Raw genomic sequence first — 15,855 nt, 5'->3', positions numbered from 1 at the left:
TCTAACTCTGAAAGAGATAGCAGGGAACTATCCAAATACTTAGTTATCAGCTACAGTTGACAACGAATAAAAACCCCCAAACGCTAGAGTTATTCTAACGCTTGAAGGCTTTTTCTTTTTTGACTCATCGACTCACTACTAACAATCATAGTGACTCAGTAGATATCTAGTAGTGCGAAAATCAGTTTTTGCCGTCTCTTTTACGCTTCTTAGAAGCAAGCAAGGCAGCTAGACCGATTGCCATACCACCATAAATGGCAGCTGGGTAGTTGTTTGTTTCACCTGTATTTGGTAAGTTTTCAACCCCTTTAGCCATGTACTTGTCAGAGCCATTGCGACGTGTTGATGCTATTGGAGTCACTGGAGATTCAGAAGTCTTAGGAACATTTGGTGTGTCAGGCATGTCAGGAGTATCTGGCATTTCTGGTGTCTCAGGAACTTCCGGAACCTCAGGCTCTTCTGGAGTGTTTGGTACTTCAGGAGTACCCGGCGTTTCTGGTGTTTCTGGCGTCTCAGGAACTTCCGGAACCTCAGGCTCTTCTGGAGTGTTTGGTACTTCAGGAGTATCCGGCGTTTCTGGTGTTTCTGGCGTCTCAGGAACTTCCGGAACCTCAGGCTCTTCTGGAGTGTTTGGTACTTCAGGAGTATCCGGCGTTTCTGGTGTCTCAGGAACTTCCGGAACCTCAGGCTCTTCTGGAGTGTTTGGTACTTCAGGAGTATCCGGCGTTTCTGGTGTCTCAGGAATTTCCGGCTCTTCTGGTACACCTGGTTTTTCTGGATCTTCCGGTGCCGTTAAGAGTCTATAAACGTAGGTCACATGGATAGTTCCTTCGCGTAATTCCCCTTCCACCGGCTCACTATTTGGATGAACTCTCACTAGTTCATATGATTTTCCATTAAAGACAATGATACTTGGTTTATCGGTTTCATTATCGACATTGTAAGGCTCATGTGTATCAGCCTCTTCAGCCAGTTGGCCATTGATGTAAGTTTTCGTTGTGACCACTTTCTTATCTTTGACATTGTCACTAGCGATAACATTTCCTTCTTCATCGACGTAGTGAACCACGACATTGCCTTCTACTTGTTTAGTAGTTAACTCAGCCGTTGGTTTGTCCACGGTTGGGTAGTCGTTTGGTACTTCACTTGTTTTAAGTTTGTAGACATAAACGACGTGGCGAGTGCCTTCGATGTAGTCTCCCTCAACAGGTTCACTTTCTTCATGAACTCGAATGAAGCGGTAATTGTCACCTTCAAAAGGAATTTCGTCTGGTTTTAATTCCGGTGTGGTTGCATCATATGTTTCACCAGTTGGTACGGATTCAGCCAGTTCACCATCAATGTAGGTTTCAGTTCTAACTTCTTTGGTTGGAAGCTCTTGGTTTGATTTGATCACTTTGCCATTTTCATCGACGTAGTGAACCACGACATTGCCTTCTACTTTTTTAGTGGTTAACTCAGCCGTTGGTTTGTCCACGGTTGGGTAGTCGTTTGGTACTTCACTTGTTTTAAGTTTGTAGACATAAACGACGTGGCGAGTGCCTTCGATGTAGTCTCCTTGCACAGGTTCACTTTCTTCGTGAACACGGATGAAGCGGTAATTGTCCCCCTCAAATGGAATTTCGTCTGGTTTCAGTTCTGGTGTGGTTGCATCATATGTTTCACCAGTTGGTACAGATTCAGCCAGTTCACCATCAATGTAGGTTTCGGTTCTAACTTCTTTGGTTGGAAGCTCTTGGTTTGATTTGATCACTTTGCCATTTTCATCGACGTAGTGAACGATGACATTTCCTTCTACTTGTTTAGTAGTTAACTCAGCCGTTGGTTTGTCCACGGTTGGGTAGTCGTTTGGTACTTCACTTGTTTTAAGTTTGTAGACATAAACAACGTGGCGAGTGCCTTCGATATATTCACCCTCAACAGGTTCGCTTTCTTCGTGAACACGGATGAAGCGGTAGTTGTCACCTTCAAATGGAATTTCATCTGGTTTTAATTCCGGTGTGGTTGTATCATACGTTTCCCCAGTTGGTACAGATTCAGCCAGTTCACCATCAATGTAGGTTTCGGTTCTAACTTCTTTGGTTGGAAGCTCTTGGTTCGATTTGATCACTTTGCCATTTTCATCGACGTAGTGAACCACGACATTGCCTTCTACTTGTTTAGTGGTTAACTCAGCCGTTGGTCTGTCAACGGTTGGGTAGTCGTTTGGTACTTCACTTGTTTTAAGTTTGTAGACATAAACGACGTGGCGAGTGCCTTCGATGTAGTCTCCTTGCACAGGTTCGCTTTCTTCGTGAACACGGATGAAACGGTAATTGTTCCCCTCAAATGGAATTTCGTCTGGTTTTAATTCCGGTGTGGTTGTATCATATGTTTCACCAGTTGGTACGGATTCAGCCAGTTCACCGTCAATGTAGGTTTCGGTTCTGACTTCTTTTGTTGGGAGCTCTTGGTTCGATTTGATCACTTTGCCATTTTCATCGACGTAGTGAACCACGACATTGCCTTCCACTTGTTTAGAGGTTAACTCAGCCGTTGGTCTGTCAACGGTTGGGTAGTCGTTTGGTACTTCACTTGTTTTAAGTTTGTAGACATAAACAACGTGGCGAGTGCCTTCGATGTAGTCTCCTTGCACAGGTTCGCTTTCTTCGTGAATACGGATGAAGCGGTAGTTGTCACCTTCAAAAGGAATTTCGTCTGGTTTTAATTCCGGTGTGGTTGCATCATATGTTTCACCAGTTGGTACGGATTCAGCCAGTTCACCATCAATGTAGGTTTCAGTTCTGACTTCTTTGGTTGGAAGCTCTTGGTTTGATTTGATCACTTTGCCATTTTCATCGACGTAGTGAACCACGACATTGCCTTCTACTTGTTTAGTGGTTAACTCAGCCGTTGGTCTGTCAACGGTTGGGTAGTCGTTTGGTACTTCATTCGTATGCGGTATTTCTTTATAGTACACATTAATCGTGCGAATATGACGTGCTTCTTCTGCTACGCAATATTCTGGATCTAGTCCGTCACGAACTTCTTGGGCACGTTCATGGCTTACCGCTTCTACAATCGCATAGTTATCATAAGTTAGGGCAAATCCCGCATTACGTCCATCAGTTGATGAGAAGAATGGCGGTGCAACCGTACCCATACTTTCATACCGAGATTGTGTCACTGATCCAAGGTTAAATCCTTCTGTATAATATTGAGGATTTTCTACCTTTTTATAAATATATTCTTGTTCATCAATATCAGAACGAACATAGGTATAATCTTTAAGAAACTCTGGTGAACCCTCTCTAAAATAAGGATCTAATGTATCTGTTGCCGCTTTGGTTTCTGTTTTTAACAAGGTTCCATCTTCTAAGTAATGATTCACTGTTACATTTGGGGTAATCGTAACATTACGATGGAATGGTGCCTTTTTATCAGCAACTTCAGCTAGAATTTCACGACGGACATCATTACGGTATGGACGATGGTTAATATTATACGTTGCCTTGCGATCATCCATCTCGGTTGCACGACGCGTCACACCCTCTTCGGTAAATAATGCATCATAACCGTCAGGGTTGTCTGCTAGTCTACGCGCATCATAAACACCGTAGTAATCTTGTAAAATAGACTGTTTATTGATGTTGTAGTTTTGATCATAAATAACTTTTAATAATGCTTTATTGGTCAAAACGACTTTGCCATCTTGTAATTTTGGTAATGTTAATGCAACACCTTCGGATACAAATGTTGTTTGCATTTGATCCGCTGGGACTTCGTCAACAGGAACTAGCGTTTCAGAAATGACAACTTTTTCACCTGTTTTTTGATTGAGGCCATACTCTGTGTATTTGTAGTGCTCTTTGCCATCAACTGTCACACGCTCGGTCGTTGGTTTGATATCAACGAGTACTGCACGGCGATACTCATTTCCAGCAATCATCGCATGGTCACTATCCGTTAAATTTCCTCCTATCCCTAGACGTAAATTTGTCACTTCAGGATAATACCCGACGTGTGGTTTTAACATAATGGACTTATTAAATGGTACCCAAGCTGTTTTAGGATATGTAACATTTTGACCGCTATAGTCAGGAAACGGACTTGCCATACGCGTGTCATTAGCCATTTTTGTTGCGGTTCGATAGGATACCGTATAGGTCACATCAGTTGTTGTGTTATGGTTGTACAGGTATGCTTTGTTATCGCCTTGGCGGTTTTCAACATTATGCGTATCATTAATGACGGTCAACAATGGCGTTCCAGCACGCAAACGTCTACCTTCTGGACTTGCCGAATTAACAACATTATACAATCCTCCTAATGTAGAGGGGCTTTTTGCTAATTGAGCATGCGTTAATTCTTGCCAGGCACGATCACCATTAGCATCCCGAATATGTGAATGGTTTGGAGGGACATCAGAGCCAGTAACTGTCACAGGCTCCTCTTGATAAATAACAGACGTTACAACTTCTTCTGACTTATTCGTAGACACCCAATTACGGCCATCCGAACCTTTAAACAACGCTAAATATGACTCATGACCATCTGAACCAGCAAATTTAAACTCTGTCATAACAGGTTCATTATTCTGTTTTGCCATCCAGTCCAAAACTTTATTTAAATCAATGACACCTTCTTCGCCAAATTGTTGAACTTGTAGTGTATCTTCGATGGTACGAATTTCTTTTGCTTCAACGGTTTCGTAGGCTTTGATTAAGTCAGTGTATTGACCTTTTGCGATTTTATTGAGCCCATCCAAGTTTTCTACTACATGATTTGGCGCAACGTTAGATTCACCTGTAGTGTATTTTTCATAGGCATTTTTATCATAGGATAAACTGCCTGCTTCGTAACGTGTGGTACGAATGGTGTTATCATCTTCAACTACTTTTGGCTTGACACCTAATGCGATGGTACCAGTCGTTGCACCTTCTTTAGTTGTATTTTCTGCATAGCCGAAATCTTTAGTAGGATCTTCCTTGATTTCATATTTTGTAACAGTTTCGCAACAAGTTGCTTGAGTTTTTGCCGCATCTTGTTCTTCAGAGCTCGCTTCTGTGATAACTGGTTGTTTCTCTGGCTCTGTTTCAGTAGCAGGGGTTGCATCTTGTGGTGCTGTGGGTTCAGAAGTAGGTGCAGGTGTGTTACCTGCTGCTGGTGTATTTGCTAAAGCAGCGTTGTCTGTTTCAACAGGAGTCTTCTGAGTTACTTGCTCTGTTTCTGCACTATCTTGAGTTGCTTGCGAGACTTGTGCTGTATCTGAGGTGGCTTCTTGTGCTAAGGCTGCATGACCACCAAAAAGGCTTACACCAATCAAAGCAGAAGCGACACCGAGTTTAAATTTTCGAATTGAAAATATCTCTCTACGTTCCATTTGATAAAATTCTCCTTTAGATCTATTTTTTTGCATTCTTTAACCTCCTTTACAATCTCTTTCGAGAACCTATATATTTACTACTGTTTTATTGATTAAGTTATGAGGCACCTTGAGCGATAGCTTCTAGTGTCATGGCAGGATGAACCCCAGGACAATTGGTTAATGGTGTCATTTGCCCTCACGATCCTACTCTAGGTCAACTCTTATCCAACACCTGAATAAATTAATATTTCAGAATTTTTGGATTGCCAAAGTTAGCAAGAAGTGATAGTTAAGTATAAAACAAGGGTCAGTTGCTGAATGTCGTGTAGATTAGAAAAATACTAGATTCGACTACTTTGACAGTCATTTAGCGTTTTTCTCACCTTTATCTATAGTAGTGATGTGATTTAACAAATGCCAAATTATAGGTATATCCTACTATTTTGGAGAGTTAAATTTTTTGTCAATATGGTTTTTATTGGAAAATAAACTACTATACAGCTAACATACCATACTAGCCGCATATAAGCAACCAGTAAGTAATCTATTTAAACGTATTCACGATTGGCTATTCTAATTTCATGTTGAGCAAGGCTATTTAGCTTATGGTATGGTGTCATTATTACGCTTGTGAATTAGTAGTGGCAGATAAAATTAAAAACATACTCTCCTATAACCTCTGTACCCCTTTGGTCCAAAGCAGAATAACTTGGTGACAGCATTTCGGAACTATCTTTTTAAATCAAGGTACAAGAAAAAGACCTCTGTTAACATCTAGTAAACTAGAAACAGAGGTTTTCTAAATCAAATGAAGAAGGTAGTTTAAAGTAATGTTAACCACCGTGATTGTACGACTGAAAAATGATAATCACAGGCTCGCTTTACACTGCCAGATTGAAAGCCTTGATTAGGAAATTGAACCAGTATATCTGCTAAGTCATCCAGATTGTCATATAGGATTCCTGAAAGACCTTGTTGAATGATTTCTGGAGCACCATAGGGTTTATTCCAAGCTATCGGAGGTGTCCCTTGCGACAACGCTTCAAGTAGTGTATTTCCCAATCCTTCCCCAAAGGACGTAGACACGTAAGCCTTGTACTGATAGTAGGGAATATCCTTTGATAATACATGTCCCATCAAACGAATATAAGGCTTGTCTTGAATCATTTTTTCGAGTTCTAAATGCTCTGCTCCTTCGCCGTAAATATCTAGGGTGATGGAATCATCTTTGTCATGGGCACGACTTACTTGGTCAATCAAAGCTGTTAGATTTTTTTCAGGAGCCAATCGACTTGCTGTTATAAAACCCTTTCGTTCGGTATGATAAGCCTTTGGATGACTGCTTGGGCTGCTACTCATTTGAGCGACGTATATACGATCCATCTCAATGTCGTTCTGCTTAAGCGAGAGAGACAAGGCTTCTTTTTGCGCATTTGTGTTAACCACAAAACCGGTTACCTTATTTGATAAATAAGGTAGTAGTTTGTACCCTGGGTTCCATATGCCGTCGACCATGTGTTCACTCATAATATTGATATAGCTTTTGACATTTTTTTGGCTTGCAACCGAAAAGAAAAAGCCAGGCGCAACATCCTCGACACGATCAAAAAAGACAACATCACCATCTTTAAAACCGATTAAATTATAAAAATGAACTAATAAATCTTGGTGCGTTTTATAGTAGTGACCCTGATAATCATAGGCTGTATTGTTGTATTGAAAGTACTGGATGAGGATTTCCTGACCAAAATCATCATAGAAAACCCGTTGCGTCAACTCACTAAAACCACCTATAACTTCATAAATCTCTTTATAAAACAGACTGTCTTCGTAAAAAAAGCGATGAGCTTCAATGTCATTAATGATTTTCCAGTCATCACGCGTCACCTTACGCGGAGGCCTGTTTGTTAAATAATGAAACAAATCAATATAGTCGCCACTGAGTCCTAGTTCTTCATAATAATCATGAATGGATTTATTTTGGGTAAGATCTGTAAAAATCATCATGGTTTTAAAACCAGCGTCTTGAAACATGGTTAAGCGATACTTCTCAGATATTTCGATACCAGATGGAATGGCTCCGAGTTTTTCATTGACAATATAGACAGTCATAAGGTCACCTTTAACTTTAGAATGTTAATATTTATTGTATCAAATTAAGTCAAAAGTGTTGAGCGGGGCGCATTAAAGTAGCTGATATACCAATCAACAGTCAAATACAGGCCGTTTTAAGGCTTTTGAGAACTTGTTTTATGCTATTTTGGTATCAAATGTACCATTTGCATAATGGTCGATAGGTTAACCATAAGACTTCATCTGTTGATTTAGGAAAAGTCATGACATTCATCCTCTTATAATGTTAAGGTGTGTGTTATAATTGGATGGCAATAGAAATTAAAAAGTGAGACAAAGGAGCAATTAACAGTGACTATATCTGTAGTAAAAGTGGGGAAAGACAAATCAGAATTTGATTGTTTTGTGGAAAACCATCCCCACGGTAATTTGTTGCAAACGAGTCTTTGGGGACAAGTGAAAAGTAATTGGGCGTCTGAACAGATCGCTTTTTATCGTGATCAAGAATTGGTGGCCTGTGCTTCTATACTTATCAAAACAGTTATGAAACATGTCAGGGTCGCCTATGTCCCTCGAGGTCCAGTCGTTGACTATGGTAATTCAGAGTTGGTCGTTTCTGTTTTTAAGGCTTTAAAAGCCTACGCACGAAGAGAGAAATTCTTATTACTGAAATGTGATCCTCATGTCCTTTTTGACAGAAGTGATGTCAAGGAAGTTAGCGATCGTCAAGATTTGATTGACCGTTTTGAAAAGGTGGGGTTTGTCTGGTCAGGCTTGACGACTGAACTGAAAGATATGGCTCAACCACGTTTTCAAGCCAATAAATATCTAAACGATGATACTATCAATGATTATCAAAAGCATGCGAAACGCTTGATTAAAAAGGCCAGTAAAAAAGGTGTTGAGATTGTTAGAGGTCAGGAGGATGAAGTTAAGATCTTTTCAGAGTTAGTCCTCTTAACAGAAAAGCGTAAGCAAATTCATTTAAGGAACTACGATTATTTTCAAAAGCTAAAAGATGTTTATGGGGATAAGGTAGTATTTTATTTTGCCAAGATTGATATTGAAAAGCAGCTAGCTAACCAAAAGGAACACTTGGCACAGCTAGAAAAAGCCATACACGATACACCAGAACATCAGAAAAATCGATTAAAAGACCTCAAACAACAAGAAGAATCCGTTCGCAAACAAATCAAAGAATTAGACGATTTGGCTAAAGATAATCCAAATCAGTTGATAATGGCGGGTGTCCTTGGTATACGTTTCGGGTCTGGCATTGAACTACTCTATGCTAGTATGGATGAACGTTTTAAACATTATTATCCCCAGTACCTTTTAGATGCTGAAATTTTCAAGCGAAGTTATCAGGAAGGATTGCAGTGGGCAAATATGGGTGGTGTTGAAGGCAATCTCGAGGGAGGATTAGCAACCTTTAAGGCATCCTTTAAGCCAACGATTGAGGAGTACATTGGCGAATTTAACTTAGCCCTTAATAAACCACTTTACCAATTGGCGAACCGTCTTTACAAAATGTATAAGAAAAAATAAATCAAACCATCGACAATTAGATACGCTCTTTGCTTTTAGACAAACTAAATGAGGAGTTGACCCCATCGAGATTGTTGCTAATTTAGTAAGCAAAGTAACAACAACATTTATAAACTAGCTGAAAAGCGGATAAAATAAAGTGAGAAAGGTGATGATCAATGTCATTAAATTAAAATGTTAGAACCTGGATTCACAATGGTGGTATACTAGAATTATGACAAGAAAAGCATATGATACCGATTTAACTGATCAAGAATGGGCTAGGCTTAAACCCTATTTCTCAAACCATCAAGGCTTTTTCAGCCGATGCAGGTTATCGAAAGAAATTTTGAAGAAGTGATGCTTAAGGAATTCCAATGTCCAATCGATTTTTCTGAAAAAATCAAAGGACGTTGGCAAATCATCCCTAAGCGTTGAGGGGGCGAGCGGACTTTCTCTTGGTGAACAACTCTCGAAGATTAACTAAAGATGTTGAAAAATCAGTATCATCAGAGGTTGCTTTTGTAAAATCATCACACATTAGTCGCATTTTAAAGGTGCTATGATGCTGTGAATACAGGTTCTAAGAAAATCGTAAAAATGCTAATTTTGATTTTTAATGAGTATGAGCTTTCATCTGGTCTAGCATGATTTTTCTCCTTTTATTTTAGTGTAGCATAGAATCGAGTAGAGGCTAATCTCTAGCCCCTCCCACACCACCGTGCATGCTAGTCTCGTACACGACGGCTCAACCAACGATTAACGCATATCGTTCTAGATAATAATCCAAACATGAAACAAGTCCTCGTTTGACGAGGGCTTGTTTTGATATAGCACGTTTTAGAACTGACTTTTGGGCTACTAATTGATAATGGTCGCCCCAGCCAGATACTTTATCTGCTATCCATTTCGATACGCCTAGTTAGCGAAACCCTCAGTTAGGTTTAGAGATTTCAACTCGTAGAATTTGGCTGAGGTTTATATTTCCTCTGCTTTACCAGCTCCTTAGTTGGCCACCAATATTGGCGAAGATAGTCATTCATTTGATCAATGGTAATGCCATCAATGCCAGCTGAGCCTTTGTTAGCTATCACTTGATTGTAGGCTTCAAGCGTGTTGGAACAAGATAAGATATTATCTAGTAATTCTGACATGTGCGTATTCCTTTCTTGTTTCGGCGCCTGAGGGACATCTTATATTGGTGAACTTTCCTCTAGTCAACAAGTGACCCCATCCAGTTCTATCAGACTGTTCGTTTTGTAGACACAGGTGGAGGTAGGCATACTTTGGTTAATTGTTCAGCCCTTCGATCCACTTCCATTACAGAAGATTCATCACTACTGTGGCCTTGGCTGAATTCTCATGATTCATTGTTACTACGCTTGTGACGCTCATAAGACCTCACGGGATAAGTAGTCGTATATCTTTCCTTGTTTGCACAAGATATCAGGACGTAAAAGGTCTAAGTGAGAATAGGAATTCTGACGAAGAGTCCAGAGACTCTAAGAAGAATTATCTTTTTCACACAAACCTTAGTCTGAATTCAATTCCTCTCGTGGTTTACGCATATGGGTTACGTCTACCTTTTGGACATTAGTCCTTTTTGCCACCTTATCCACTCTATACGCCTTGATATCACGTTTCTGTTCGTAGAGCCACGATTTCACTATCCCTTCCTCTCCCCCTACCTCGCGATAGTCAGGCTTGGGAATCGCTATTAGGTTCACCGGTAGCGGGTGCCCACGGAGGACTTACACCCCAGATGTACGACATGCGCGTCGTACCAAAAAGTAACCTACCACAAAATGTGATAGGTTACTTAACTTAATGACATTAGACTAGCTAACTCCTTGATACTAATGACCTGATAACGTAACCACAACATAGCGATTAGGATCATCACCTTCTGAGTAAGACGACACTCCTTCAATTTGCGAAATCGTTTTGTGCACTGTTTTGCGCTCGCTGTTACTCATCGGATCCATGTCAAATGACTCACCCGACTCCAACACACGATTAGCTATTTTGTGGGCAAAATCAATCAAAGTTTCTGTGCGATGCTCAACGTAGTCATGAACATTAATAGACACAGAATAATGACGCGAATAGCGATCATGTAAATAATTTTGCGCCAATAATTGCAGAGATTTCAAGACTTTCCCGTGATAACCAATCACACGACCAGGCTCTGTCGTTTCAATTTGCAAACTGATGCGACGGCGACTGGTCTGAGTGTCAATGCTTGCTTCAACATCCATCTCATCAATAATTTTCTGAACATAGGCTGTCACTTGCATAGCAGCTTCCTCTAATTCCGCTGCTAACTCTGGCAATGCTTCCTTGCTATCCGTTGAAAATTCTTTGGCAATGAATTGGTCAAACGTCTCTTCACTAGGTTCGACTTCTCTTACTTCAGAGGTTTCTTTATCAACACTGGGTTGTTCTTCGATAATCACGAGACCTTCAGATTCTTCCGTTACATGCACATCTTCTTCAGAAGAGGCTACTGAAGGTTGATGCTCAACCGGTTCGATCGACTCGTCCGCCACTTGTTCAGCCTCAGTTTCCTGAACAAATGCTTCTTGGTCTGATTCGCTTGAGACAGAAGTCTCAGAAAATCCCTGAGCATCCACTGACTCAGTCACTAAGGCTTTCTCATCCAGTTCAGTGGTTGATTTGGGACGCTCTTTGAAAATACTAGTCACACTACTTGCTTTTTTATCAGATGCTTGGGCATCGTCTAAGCTAGAAACATCTACTTGTGCAGGTTTTTTACCAAATCCTAAAAAACCTTTTTTCTCCTTCGAAATGACCTTGATACGTGCTTTTAAACGAGGGATTCCTAGCTGATTTAAACCAGTCTCAATCGCTTCTTCTACGTTTTTACCTGTAAATATAGCCATTTTCTATCTCCTTTATTTCTTTCTACGTGCTTTTTTCTTAGCTCGTCTCATTTTTGCCAAACGTTCTCTCTCTTCTTCTTCCAAACGTTTGCGTTCTGCAATGATTTTGAAAGGATTGTTCAACAGTAAGATTTGACCGACCTGAAAAGCATTCGATACTGCCCAATAAAGAGCAATACCACTCGCCAAGTTGGCCCCCATTACTAAAATCAAAATCGGCATGAGATAAGTCATCAAGGTTAGCGTAATGTTCGACTCTTTGGCTGCCTTATTGCTCAACCATGTCGATAAGAAGGTAAAGAGAGCGGCAAGAATCGGTAAGATAAAGTAAGGGTCTCGCTCAGCCAAATTAACCCAGAGAAACTGACCTTCTTTCAAGAATGAAACGCGGCTCAAAGCTTGATACAAAGCCATCAAAATCGGCATTTGAACCACTAATGGCAAGAAATTGGCATAAGGATTGACATCATACTTCTTATAGAGGGCTTGGCTTTCCTCAGCCAACTTGATACGGTTTTCCGCACCAGGATATTGGCGTTGTAACTCTCGTAATTCTGGCTGTAAGTCTTGCATTTTTTGACTTGATTTAAGCTGCATATGGTACAGTGGCATCAAAATCAAGCGAATTAACAAGGTAAAGAGCACAATACCTAGACCGATTGAACCACCAAAACCAAGGAAACGAATGATTTCCGCAAAGAGATAAATTAACTGGTTCCAAAAGCCATTAGACGATTTGGTTACTTCGCTAGTTCCACAAGCTGTCAACAAGAAAAGAGACAGCCCAACAATGACTGAGAGTTTAAGTTTCTTTTTCACTAATTTGTCCTTCTTCAAATAATTTTGCAATTTTTAGCACATGTACGAGATTTGATTTCATATCTTGGTAGGTCAGTTCTTCCACACCCTTACGAGCAATGATAACAAAATCATGATGCCGCAATCCTGAATCTAATTCCATCACAATATGTCTCAGCCGTCTTTTGATAAGGTTACGTGTTACAGCGTTACCAAGCTTTTTGCTCACCGATAATCCAAGCCGATAATGTGGCTGCTGTTTTTCCAAACGGTAGATAACAAACTTCCGATTGGCACAACTTTTCCCCTTGTTAAAGATGGCTTGAAAATCCTTCTCACTTTTAACACGATATGATTTTTTCAAGGTAATCTCCAAACATCTGTATTTGCCCTATTATATCAAAAAATCATAAAAAAAGCCAAAAGCCTTGCGACTATTGACTTTATAGCTCTTACGTCAAAAAATCTGATTTTGCTTTTTCGATCTGCCATAGAACTTGATCAAACCCTGTTCCTCCAAGGGATTGGCGTCTGGCAACTGACTCACGACTATCCAAGACTTCGTAAACATCAGCCTCAATCAATTCTGACTGACGTTTGTAATCTTCCAGAGGAACATCTTGCAAATAAATTCCTTTCTTTGTGCATTCCAAGACCATATGTCCAACAATAGCGTGAGCTTCGCGGAAAGGTAGCCCTTTCGCTGCTAGATAATCGGCTAGCTCGGTTGCATTTGAAAAGTCTTTGGTTGTTGCATTTTCCATAATTGTCTTATTGACAGTCATACTCTCCAACATATCCGCCATGATTTTTAGCGAAACAGTGATTGTATCAACGGTATCAAACATACCTTCCTTGTCTTCTTGCAAATCCTTATTATAAGCTAAGGGGAGGGATTTCATCACGGTTAGTAAACCCAGTAAATCGCCATAAACACGACCTGTTTTTCCTCTAATCAATTCTGCCATATCAGGATTTTTCTTCTGAGGCATGATGGAAGAGCCTGTTGAAAAAGTATCTGACAAAGTAACGAATTGGTACTCGTGTGAACACCAGTTAATGATTTCCTCGCAGAAACGGCTGAGATGCATCATTAAAATAGAACTGTTGCTTAAAAATTCTAAAATAAAATCACGATCTGAAACAGCATCCAAAGAATTAGCATATGGTTCTGAAAAACCAAGCAAGTCACTAGTCATGTAGCGATCGATAGGAAAGGTCGTACCAGCTAAGGCTGCTGCACCTAGAGGAGACATATCCGTATGTTTAAGATTAAAAGTGAAACGTTCACTATCTCTGGTAAACATTTGATAGTAAGCCATTAAATGATGTGCAAACGAGATAGGCTGGGCATGTTGCAAGTGAGTATAACCAGGCACAATCGTTTCGACATGTTCCTCAGCTAAAGCAACCAAAACCTTTCGCAAGTCTTCCAATAACGTTATAATATTTTGCAATTGCTCTTTCAGATAAAGGTGCATATCTGTTGCGACTTGGTCATTTCTTGAGCGTGCCGTATGCAGTTTTCCAGCAACTGGACCAATCTTTTTCGTTAGAAGACTCTCCATGTTCATGTGTATATCTTCATTAGAAATATCAAATGCCAAAGTACCCGCTTCAAACTCAGACAAGAGCTCTGTCAGCCCTGTTTTAATAGCGAGTGACTCCTCCTGACTGATAATCCCTGTTTTACCCAGCATGGTGACGTGGGCGATAGACCCTTGCAAGTCTTGTTTTGCCATCTTCTGGTCAAAACCGATAGAAGCTCCAAATGCTTCAACCCATTGGGCTACTTGTGCCTCAAAACGACCACCCCATAATTTTTGATTTCCAGCCATGGTAACTCCTTAATTTTTATTGACCTGTGCATTAACTTGCGTTGGTAAGCCCCAAAGCTTGATGAAACCTACTGCTGCTTCTTGATCAAAGCTATCTGCGCTTGTATAGGTTGCTAACTCTTCATCATATAGTGAATTATCTGATTTTCTCGCTACAACCTGTGCATGACCTTTGTATAATTTCACTTTTGCTGTCCCGTTAACCACTTTTTGTGTTTCTACGATATAAGCTTGCAAAGCTTTAGTTGCAGGACTAAACCAAAGAGCATTGTAGACAAGATTTGAAAATTCATTTTCTAAAATTGGTTTAAAATGTGAGACTTCACGTGTCAACGTCAAATCTTCAATCTCTTTATGAGCTGCTAGAAGTGTCACTGCTCCTGGACACTCATAGATTTCTCTTGATTTGATACCGACCAAACGGTTTTCAACGTGGTCAATCCGTCCCACCCCATGCTTTCCGGCAATCTCATTGAGTTTTTGAATCAAGTTTGCCAAGCTAAGTTCTTCACCATTAAGAGAAACTGGCTTACCTGCTACGAATGTAATGTCCACAAATTCCGCTTGGTCTGGTGCTTCTTCGGGAGAATTAGTGATGCCAAATGCCTCCTCGGGAGCTTGATTCCAAGGATTTTCCAAAACACCACACTCATTAGCACGTCCCCAAAGGTTTTGATCAACTGAGTAAGGATTGTCCAAGTCAGCAGGGACTGGCACATTGTTTTCTTTAGCATAAGCAATCTCTTCTTCACGTGACCATTGCCACTCCCTAACTGGTGCTATCACCTTCAATTCTGGGTCAAGAGCTGCAATAGCCACTTCAAAACGAACTTGGTCATTCCCCTTACCAGTACAACCATGTGCAACAGTGGTGGCGCCAGTTTGATGAGCTAACTCTACCAGTTTTTTAGAGATTAAAGGACGGCTGAGAGCTGATACTAATGGGTATTTCTGCTCGTAGAAAGCATGTGCTTGAAGGGCTAAAAGAGCATAATCATTAGCGAATTCCTCTTTAACATCGATAACGTAAGATTCTACTGCACCAACTTTAAGAGCCTTATCATGAATAAATTCCAAATCCTTTCCTTCACCAACATCCATACATACTGCAACGACATCATAGTCTTTCTTAAGCCAAGCAATAGCAACAGATGTATCTAGTCCTCCTGAGTATGCTAAAACCACTTTTTCTTTACTCATAATATACCTCCACTTTTGCATATTTATGTGTTCTTTATCATAATGCAACTGGAAAATATTGTCAAGAACTATTTGTATTTTTATTTGTATTATTCGCATTTTGTTGCATAAATAGTCTTTTGAAGGTAAAAAAATAATAAGACAAAAGTGCCCACTGGCAAAGTATGCT

Annotated in this window: 8 protein-coding genes and 2 pseudogenes; 1 reads left to right on the top strand and 9 read right to left on the bottom strand. The window is 40.3% G+C overall.

What is annotated here, in order from left to right; all coding sequences use genetic code 11:
• Positions 1-181: 181 nt before the first annotated feature.
• A complete protein-coding gene (locus ABP870_RS03905; protein ID WP_350014186.1) occupies positions 182-5,398 on the bottom strand; it encodes a MucBP domain-containing protein in 5,217 nt (1,738 codons plus the stop codon).
• 771 nt (positions 5,399-6,169) lie between these two features.
• Positions 6,170-7,459: a glycosyltransferase gene (locus ABP870_RS03900; RefSeq protein ID WP_350014185.1), complete on the bottom strand. Its 1,290-nt coding sequence runs from the start codon at positions 7,457-7,459 to the stop codon at positions 6,170-6,172.
• Positions 7,460-7,771: 312 nt separating this feature from the next.
• Between ABP870_RS03900 and ABP870_RS03895 the strand changes: the two genes are divergently transcribed.
• Complete coding sequence (locus ABP870_RS03895; protein WP_350014184.1) at positions 7,772-8,968, top strand: peptidoglycan bridge formation glycyltransferase FemA/FemB family protein; 1,197 nt, start codon at positions 7,772-7,774, stop codon at positions 8,966-8,968.
• 727 nt (positions 8,969-9,695) lie between these two features.
• Here the strand turns inward: ABP870_RS03895 and ABP870_RS10645 are convergent.
• The 7 genes and pseudogenes from ABP870_RS10645 to ABP870_RS03865 form a co-directional block, all read right to left on the bottom strand.
• Positions 9,696-9,869: pseudogene (locus tag ABP870_RS10645) on the bottom strand (group II intron reverse transcriptase/maturase); the annotation flags it as partial.
• Positions 9,870-9,884: 15 nt separating this feature from the next.
• Positions 9,885-10,101 (bottom strand): annotated as a pseudogene (locus ABP870_RS03890) (group II intron reverse transcriptase/maturase); the annotation flags it as partial.
• Positions 10,102-10,803: 702 nt separating this feature from the next.
• Positions 10,804-11,850: an RNA-binding cell elongation regulator Jag/EloR gene (jag, locus tag ABP870_RS03885; RefSeq protein ID WP_350014183.1), complete on the bottom strand. Its 1,047-nt coding sequence runs from the start codon at positions 11,848-11,850 to the stop codon at positions 10,804-10,806.
• 12 nt (positions 11,851-11,862) lie between these two features.
• The gene (locus ABP870_RS03880; protein ID WP_350014182.1) at positions 11,863-12,669 is read right to left on the bottom strand and encodes a YidC/Oxa1 family membrane protein insertase; all 807 of its coding nucleotides are present in this window, start codon (positions 12,667-12,669) and stop codon (positions 11,863-11,865) included.
• The gene (gene rnpA, locus ABP870_RS03875) at positions 12,653-13,012 is read right to left on the bottom strand and encodes a ribonuclease P protein component (RefSeq protein WP_350014181.1); all 360 of its coding nucleotides are present in this window, start codon (positions 13,010-13,012) and stop codon (positions 12,653-12,655) included. The genes ABP870_RS03880 and rnpA overlap by 17 nt, the downstream gene beginning before the upstream one ends.
• Before the next feature lie 88 nt (positions 13,013-13,100).
• Entirely contained in the window at positions 13,101-14,486 is a 1,386-nt protein-coding gene (argH, locus tag ABP870_RS03870; RefSeq protein ID WP_350014180.1) for an argininosuccinate lyase, read from the bottom strand.
• 9 nt (positions 14,487-14,495) lie between these two features.
• Positions 14,496-15,686, bottom strand: coding sequence for an argininosuccinate synthase (locus tag ABP870_RS03865; protein ID WP_350014179.1), 1,191 nt, complete (start codon positions 15,684-15,686; stop codon positions 14,496-14,498).
• Positions 15,687-15,855: the final 169 nt, after the last annotated feature.

Source organism: Streptococcus jiangjianxini (genome assembly GCF_040225085.1).
GTDB lineage: Bacteria > Bacillota > Bacilli > Lactobacillales > Streptococcaceae > Streptococcus > Streptococcus jiangjianxini.
Note: the sequence above shows the minus strand (reverse complement) of the source record. Positions and strands in the feature narration are given on the sequence as shown.